Raw genomic sequence first — 6974 nt, forward strand, 5'->3', positions numbered from 1 at the left:
TCTTGGGGCCCACCCTCGAGGCGAGTTCCGCACAAGAGAGCGGCCGTAGGCCAATAAGTACATTTGCGCCGGAGGCGCACTCCTTTACGAACGCGGAGGACCTGTCTGAGCAGCGAGGGTGGGCCCCAAGGCCTCTTTCCATAGACGTCCGAGCGCGAGGCGGCGCAAGCCGCTGGTCACATGCATTCGCGCTCAGCGAATGGACCGATTCGATAGCGCGAGGCCGAAGGCGAGCCCTATCGTCAGGGCTCGCGCGAGGCGATCTGTGGTGGTGTGCCGTTGTCCGTGATCGACGTGTTCTGCAGCGCACGCTGGCAGACAGCCGCCTGCGCCGGATAGCGCTCGACGCAGAACGTCACCCACTTGCGCACGCTCTTCGCCCGCTGCGAAGGCAAAAGATGTCCCGTCAACGGCGCCCGCGAAAACCCGGTGATTTCCTTCAGCACCGCCAGCAACCCATCGTGCACGTACCACGGGTGGTACTGCGTATCGGCGCGGCCCGTCGGCGCCTGCACCCAGATCGACTGCTCGGGTAACGACCGGCTATCACCCAGGTGGGCAACGATATAAGGCACCGCCGGCCTGCCCAGGCCCATCAGCATCCGGAACGACCTGGCCTGCGTGCGGGAGTCCGTGGTCAGGCTCGCGACGAGCTGGTCCACGACGGGAGCCAGGTCCAATGGTGTGTTCGAAGCGGGCGCCACGGCCATGGGTGGCGTGCCCGGTGGCGGCGTATGCACGGGCTTCTCAGCCGCCGTCGCAGCCATGGGAATCAGTAAAGCCAGGAACCAGCCGAACCGTTTCATGCCCGTTTCTCCATGCAGGCTCACCCCGGCTGGAGTATCACCCCGCAAGGAATCGCGGCGTGTGAAATCTTCTTTAACCCCGGAAGAAGGGGTAGGGCGCCAGGAACACCAGCCAGACCATCACCACGATGCCGATGTACTTGATCACGCGGAACAGCTTCGGGTTCGCCTTCTTGAACCTGCGCGTGCGGTCGCGGCCACGCTGGTTGAGGGCAAACATGCGGTTGACGAAGCCGACCTGCTCCTTGCCGTCGTCGCTGTTCGGCGAGGCGGTGATCGAGCCCATGAAGGCGCCTACGCGCTTGTTGATCGCCGTCATCAGGCCGAATTTGAGCGGGCGCTCGACATCGGCGAAAAGGATGACGCGGGTCTGGTCGGTGCGGTTCTCGGCCCAGTGCACGTAGGTTTCGTCGAAGACGACGTCCTTGCCGTCGCGCCAGGCGTGCATTTCGCCATCGACGAAGATGCGGCAATCATCGGAGTTGGGCGTGATCAGGCCGAGGTGGTAGCGCAGCGAGCCGGCGAACGGATCGCGATGCGGGTTCAGCCGGCTGCCCGGCGGCAACAGCGCGAACATGGCAGCCTTCACGCTCGGGATCGAGTTCAGCAGCTTCACCGTTTCCGGGCATAGCGCCTCGGCCGAAGCGAGCGGCTCCCCGTACCACTTCAGGTAAAAGCGCTTCCAGCCCTGCTTGAAGAATGAGTTGAACGAGGCGTCGTTGTGCTTCTCCGCCGAGCGGATATAGCCCTCGTCGAAAAGGTGCATGGCCTCCTCGCGGATCGTCTGCCAGTTGTTCTGCAGCAGGTCGAGCTGGGGAAAGCCCGCGCGGTCGAGGATCGGGCGGGCTGGCACGGCCGAGAAGGCATACATCAGCAGGTTGTACGGCGCAAAGAGTGCCGAGTGATCGACAAGCTGGCGATCGAAGCGCAGGCGCGAGCGGCCGCGCAGGTGCACCAGCAACACGCAGAGCGTGAAGAGGATCAGCACGTACAGGACGATGAAGCGGGGCCCGAGGAGATTCATGGGGTTGCACTCAAAAGGACCCGCCTAGTTTACTCCTGCCTCAGTGGGCCAGCACGTGGCTGGCGCCACCGCCTGGCCGCCAGGCGCCGCGGAATGCCTTTTCCAGCCAGGAAATGGCGGCCCTGACAGCCGCATGCGGCGATTTGCCCCGTGCCAGGTGGGCCGTCACGGCCGAAGCGAGCGTGCAGCCGCTGCCGTGGCCCTCGAAGGGCAGGCGGGCATGGCGGAAGGCCAGCACGCCGTTCGCATCGTAGTAACGATCGACGATGTCGCGTCCGCCTGCGTGGCCGCCCTTGAGCAGCACGCCGCCCGCGCCCATGGCGAGCAGGTCGGCCCCGGCTTCGTCGAACGCCTTGCCGATCGGGCGGCCGAGCAACGCCTCGGCCTCCGGGAGGTTGGGTGTGAGGATGTCGGCGAGCGGGATCAGGCGCGTCACGAGCGCCTCCAGCGCATCCTCGTTGAGCAGCCGCGCGCCGCTGGTCGCGACCATCACCGGATCGACCACGAGCCACGCGGGTTGCCGCGAGGCCATTTCCTTCGCGACGAGGCGCGTGACGGCGGCGCTGCCGAGCATGCCGGTTTTCACGCCAGCGATCGGGAAATCGGCAAAGACCGCATCGATCTGGCTACGCACGTGGGCAAGCGGCAGCGTGTGCACGGCGGTGACGCCGCGCGTGTTTTGCGAGGTGACGGCGGTGATCGCGGTGAGCCCGTACGTACCCAGCGAATGGAAGGTCTTGAGGTCGGCCTGGATCCCCGCACCACCGCCGGAATCGCTTCCGGCGATGGTGAGGGTGTTGGGTCTGGCCTTCGTCACAACGCTTCGGAGGCGAAATCGGCCAGTCGCGAACGCTCGCCGCGCTTCAGGGTGATGTGGCCGGAATGCGCCCACATCTTGAAGCGATCCACCGCATAGGTCAGGCCCGAGGTGGTTTCGGTGAGGTACGGCGTGTCGATCTGCTCGACGTTGCCGAGGCACACGATCTTGGTGCCCGGGCCCGCACGGGTGATCAGCGTCTTCATCTGCTTCGGCGTCAGGTTCTGCGCCTCGTCGATGATGAGGTAACGGCTGAGGAACGTGCGGCCGCGCATGAAGTTCAGCGAACGGATCTTCACGCGCGAGGCGAGCAGGTCGTTGGTGGCCTGGCGGCCCCACGAACCGCCTTCCTCCGGATTGGCGAGCACCTCGAGGTTATCGGTGAGCGCGCCCATCCACGGGGTCATCTTTTCCTCTTCCGTGCCGGGAAGGAAGCCGATGTCTTCGCCGACCGATACCGTCGCGCGGGTCATGATGATTTCGCGGTAACGCTGCTGGTCCATCACCTGGGCCAGGCCGGCGGCGAGCGCAAGGAGCGTCTTGCCCGTGCCGGCGGTGCCGAGCAGCGTGACGAAATCCACGTCGGGATCCATCAGCAGGTTCATCGCGAAGTTCTGCTCGCGGTTGCGCGCGGCGATGCCCCAGACGCCATGTGCGGCATGGGTATGGTCATCGAGCAGGACGAGCTTGGCGCGTTGCGCATCCTCCGGGCCACGCAGTTCGAGCACGCGCAGTTCCACGTCGTTTTCGCCCGGCATGTACAGGCACTGGTTCGGATACCAATGCTCGTCTTCGCGTACTTCCAGTTCGTAGAACGTGCGGCCGCGTTCGTTCCACGACCGGACCTCCGGGTGGAGGTTCCAGAAATCCTCGGGCAGGGCGTCGGAACCCGTGAAGAGCAGGGCGAAGTCGTCGAGGGCGCGGTCGTTCTCGTAATCCTCGGCGGTGATGCCGTAGATCGAGCCCTTGATGCGGAGGTTGATGTCCTTGGTCACCAGGATGACCGGGCGATCCGGATACTGGTCACGGAGATCGATCACCGACGCAAGGATCTGGTTATCGGCCTTGCCATTGCCATGGCTGGCGCGTTGCTGGAAGTACAGGCGGCCCACCGCGCCGCGCTTGAGCTTGATGCCTTGTGGATTCTCGAGCTCGAGTCCCTGTTTCAGGCCGTCCACGCCGCCACGTTCGATCAGCTCGTTGAGGAAACGGCTGACCTGGCGCGCGTTACGTGAAACTTCCGAGCCACCTTTCTTCTTGTCGTCCAGTTCCTCCAGCACCGTCATCGGTATGAAGACGTCGTGTTCCTCGAAACGGAACAGCGATGTCGGATCGTGCAGGAGCACGTTGGTGTCGAGGGCGTAGATGCGCTTGCTTCCGGTCATGCGGAAGTGACCTCATGCGGAGGTTGCGAAACCCGGCCATGTGGCCGTGGCCGGGGGAAGGAGCCGCGTGGCGCGGTGTCCGTCACGCGGTGGGAACGCTCTCAAGGACGGCCTGCGCATGGCCGGGGATTTTCACCCCGCGCCACTCCGCATACAGCTTGCCGTCGGGGTCGATGAGAAAGGTGCTGCGTACGACGCCCATGTAGCGCTTGCCGTACAGCACTTTCTCGTGGATGACGTCGAAAGCCTGGCACCAGGCTTCATCGGCGTCGGATACAAGCGGGAAGGGGAGCTCGTGCTTCGCAGCGTAGTTCGCGTGCGAGCGGACCGAGTCGCGCGAGACGCCGATGACCTCGGCGTTGCGGGCCTGGAATGCCGCGTAATGGTCGCGGAAATCCTTCGCCTCGTTGGTGCAACCCGGCGTGTTGTCCTTGGGGTAGAAGAACACCACCACCCACTGGCCGGAGAGGGAAGACAGCGCCAGCGAGGAACCATCGCCGAGCGTGCCCTTGAGTTTCGGAACCTTCTTGCCCTTGCCGATCATGCGTTACGTCTGCGTCCCTTACGTCAGAACTTCACGGGGTCCATGATGGCATCGAGGTTGAGGCCATCGCACAGTTCGAGGAAATCGTCGCGGAGCGCGGCGATATGCGTTTCGGATGGGATGCCGATGGTGATCTGCGCCTGGAACATTTCAGCGCCGGTCTGCATGGCCTGGTAGCGCATCGACGAGAGCTGCTCCACGCTGATATCGCGGCGCGAGAAGAACTCGATGATCTTCACGAGGATGCCGGGCCGGTCGGCCGCGATCACTTCCACCAGGTAAGGCAGCAGGTGGGCGGTGGGTTCGCGCGGTGTCGTGCGGTAGTGCACGATCTGCAGTTCCTCGTCGCGCGCCAGCTTGCCGACCGCGGTCTCGAGCTTGGCCACGGCATCCCACGAGCCCGAGGCGAGCAGCATGACCGAGGTATCGTTGCCGATGGTCGAAACCCGGGCATCGGCCAGGTTGCAGCCGGCGTCGGCGATGCGCTTGGCGAGGGCGAGGATGGGCGCGCGGTGCGCCGGCGACAGCGTCGAGACAAGTAGCTGGTTATCGGCGGCGCTGCGTGCTACGGAACGATTCAAGGCCTTCACTACCCTTGGCGCGGCCCGCGGGGCGCGGGGCGTCGCTGTTGGGTTGAGCTTAACGGGCGCCATCGGACAGTAGCAAGACACCATGGGCCGGCGTGGGGCGCCGCGCGCGAATGGACTCCCCGGAAACGCCCCGGTAACATGCGAAGGGCTGGTTCCTCAATGGGTTTCACCTTGGATATCTCCGGAAGCATCACCGCGCTGGCAACTCCATTTGCCGCCGACGGTTCACTCGATCTCGACGCGTTCGGCCGCCTGCTCGACCAGCAGCTCGCTGGCGGCACCCAGGCCGTGGTCGTCGCGGGTTCGACGGGTGAATCGCACTTCCTCGAGCATGATGAGTTCAAGCGCCTGCTGGCGTTTGCCGTGAAGCACATCGATAAACGCGTCCCGGTCATCGCCGGTACGGGTGAAGCCGGCACCGCGAAGACCATCGCCACCACGCGGCTGGCGAAGGAGCTGGGCGCCGATGCCGCCCTGGTGGTGGCGCCGTTCTACGTCCGTCCCACCCAGGAGGGCATGCGCCGGCATTTTCTTGCCGTCGCCGACCAGGGCGGCCTGCCGGTCATCCTGTACAACGTGCCGCCGCGCACGGGTTGCGATATCGCCCCGGAAACCGTGGCGGTGCTTCGCGATCATCCCGGCATCATCGGCATCAAGGAGGCCCGCGGCGACGCGGAGCGCATCCGTGCCATCGCGGAACTTATCCGCCCCGATTTCGTCTACCTCAGCGGCGACGACGGTTCGGCCCACCAGGCCATGCTGGCCGGCGCCGCGGGCACCATCTCGGTGGTGGCCAATCTCGTGCCGGGGCCTTTCCGTGAACTCTGTGACGCCGCCCGCTCGGGCAGCGCGGAGCGCACGGCGAGCGCCGCGGCCCGCCTGGCTCCGCTGATCGACGCCCTGAACTGTGCGCCGAACCCCATTCCCGTCAAGGCCGGCCTGGCCCTGCTGGGGCTGGGTTCGGCGGCGCCCCGCCTGCCCCTGGTCGAGCTCGAGCCCGGCCCGGCGCTGGCAAAAGTGCGCGAAACGCTCGCGGCTCTGGCACCATTGGCGACTGCCGCCTGAGCAACCCAATTAAACGGATTCCAACGGAACCTTTGTTCATGAAGAAAACCTCGTACGCGCTGGTCGTCCCGGCACTGCTCCTGTCCGTCCTGGTCGTTTCCGGCTGCGGCGCGTTCCGCTCCACCAAGCAGTGGGAGAAGGCGAAGCAGGAAGCCCCGCTGGAAATCCCGCCGGGCCTGGATACGCCGTCGACGAGCGCGGCGCTGGTCATCCCGGATGCGGGCTCCGGCTCGGGCACGACCGCCGGCGCCTCGGCAGCCGCCCCGGTCTCGGATGGCTTCATCCTGGCCGACGCCCCGGATGCCGCCTACAAGCGCATCGGTGAGGTTCTTTCGGTCGGTGACGTCGGTTCGGTGACCGCCCACGACGATGACACCCACACCTATCAGATCGCCGCCACCGCCGGTGCGCCGGAGGCGAAGCGGGGCTTCTTCAAGCGTATGTTCGGTGGTGGCAACAAGAACCCGGACGAGGCGATCGAGGGCGGCCCGCAGGCAACGCAGGGTGGCGGTAACAAGCACTCGGTGGTCCTCACCGTGAACCCCAGCGGCGCCGGTTCCGAAGTGCGTGCGCAGGGCGATGCCAGCGGCGTCCGCCGCGTCATCGACGCGCTGAAGTCGCGCCTCGGCGTCAAGTAATCCCGGCACTGTCCGGAATGGAAAAGGCCGCCGCAGGGCGGCCTTTTTTGTGCCTGTTTGTGGGAGCGGGGGGGGGGGCGCGGGGGGGGGGGGGGGGGGACGCCC

Annotated in this window: 8 protein-coding genes; 2 read left to right on the forward strand and 6 right to left on the reverse strand. The window is 65.8% G+C overall.

The genetic code is table 11. The features are described from left to right. Positions 1-242 precede the first annotated feature (242 nt). The 6 genes from ACTHLF_RS08890 to ACTHLF_RS08915 form a co-directional block, all read right to left on the reverse strand. Complete coding sequence (locus ACTHLF_RS08890; RefSeq protein WP_440326680.1) at positions 243-806, reverse strand: hypothetical protein; 564 nt, start codon at positions 804-806, stop codon at positions 243-245. Between the two features lie 73 nt (positions 807-879). After that, the gene (locus tag ACTHLF_RS08895; protein WP_440326690.1) at positions 880-1806 is read right to left on the reverse strand and encodes an aspartyl/asparaginyl beta-hydroxylase domain-containing protein; all 927 of its coding nucleotides are present in this window, start codon (positions 1804-1806) and stop codon (positions 880-882) included. Positions 1807-1870: 64 nt separating this feature from the next. Then, positions 1871-2647 carry a bifunctional hydroxymethylpyrimidine kinase/phosphomethylpyrimidine kinase gene (gene thiD, locus ACTHLF_RS08900; RefSeq protein WP_440326681.1) on the reverse strand — a complete coding sequence of 259 codons (777 nt, stop codon included), beginning with the start codon at positions 2645-2647 and terminating at the stop codon, positions 1871-1873. After that, the gene (locus ACTHLF_RS08905) at positions 2644-4032 is read right to left on the reverse strand and encodes a PhoH family protein (protein ID WP_440326683.1); all 1389 of its coding nucleotides are present in this window, start codon (positions 4030-4032) and stop codon (positions 2644-2646) included. Before ACTHLF_RS08905 ends, thiD begins: the two co-directional genes overlap by 4 nt. An 82-nt stretch (positions 4033-4114) precedes the next feature. Continuing rightward, positions 4115-4576, reverse strand: coding sequence for a peroxiredoxin (locus ACTHLF_RS08910; RefSeq protein WP_440326685.1), 462 nt, complete (start codon positions 4574-4576; stop codon positions 4115-4117). 23 nt (positions 4577-4599) lie between these two features. Then, positions 4600-5250 (reverse strand): glycine cleavage system protein R, encoded by a 651-nt coding sequence (locus ACTHLF_RS08915; protein WP_440326687.1) that lies wholly within the window; start codon positions 5248-5250, stop codon positions 4600-4602. Between the two features lie 87 nt (positions 5251-5337). Here ACTHLF_RS08915 and dapA point away from each other — a divergent pair, with 87 nt between their 5' ends. Both dapA and ACTHLF_RS08925 read left to right on the forward strand, forming a co-directional pair. Continuing rightward, positions 5338-6231, forward strand: coding sequence for a 4-hydroxy-tetrahydrodipicolinate synthase (gene dapA, locus ACTHLF_RS08920; protein WP_440326692.1), 894 nt, complete (start codon positions 5338-5340; stop codon positions 6229-6231). Positions 6232-6269: 38 nt separating this feature from the next. Continuing rightward, positions 6270-6869 carry a hypothetical protein gene (locus ACTHLF_RS08925; RefSeq protein WP_440326689.1) on the forward strand — a complete coding sequence of 200 codons (600 nt, stop codon included), beginning with the start codon at positions 6270-6272 and terminating at the stop codon, positions 6867-6869. Positions 6870-6974 lie beyond the last annotated feature (105 nt).

Source organism: Luteibacter sp., assembly GCF_051958795.1.
Taxonomy (GTDB): Bacteria; Pseudomonadota; Gammaproteobacteria; order Xanthomonadales; family Rhodanobacteraceae; genus Luteibacter.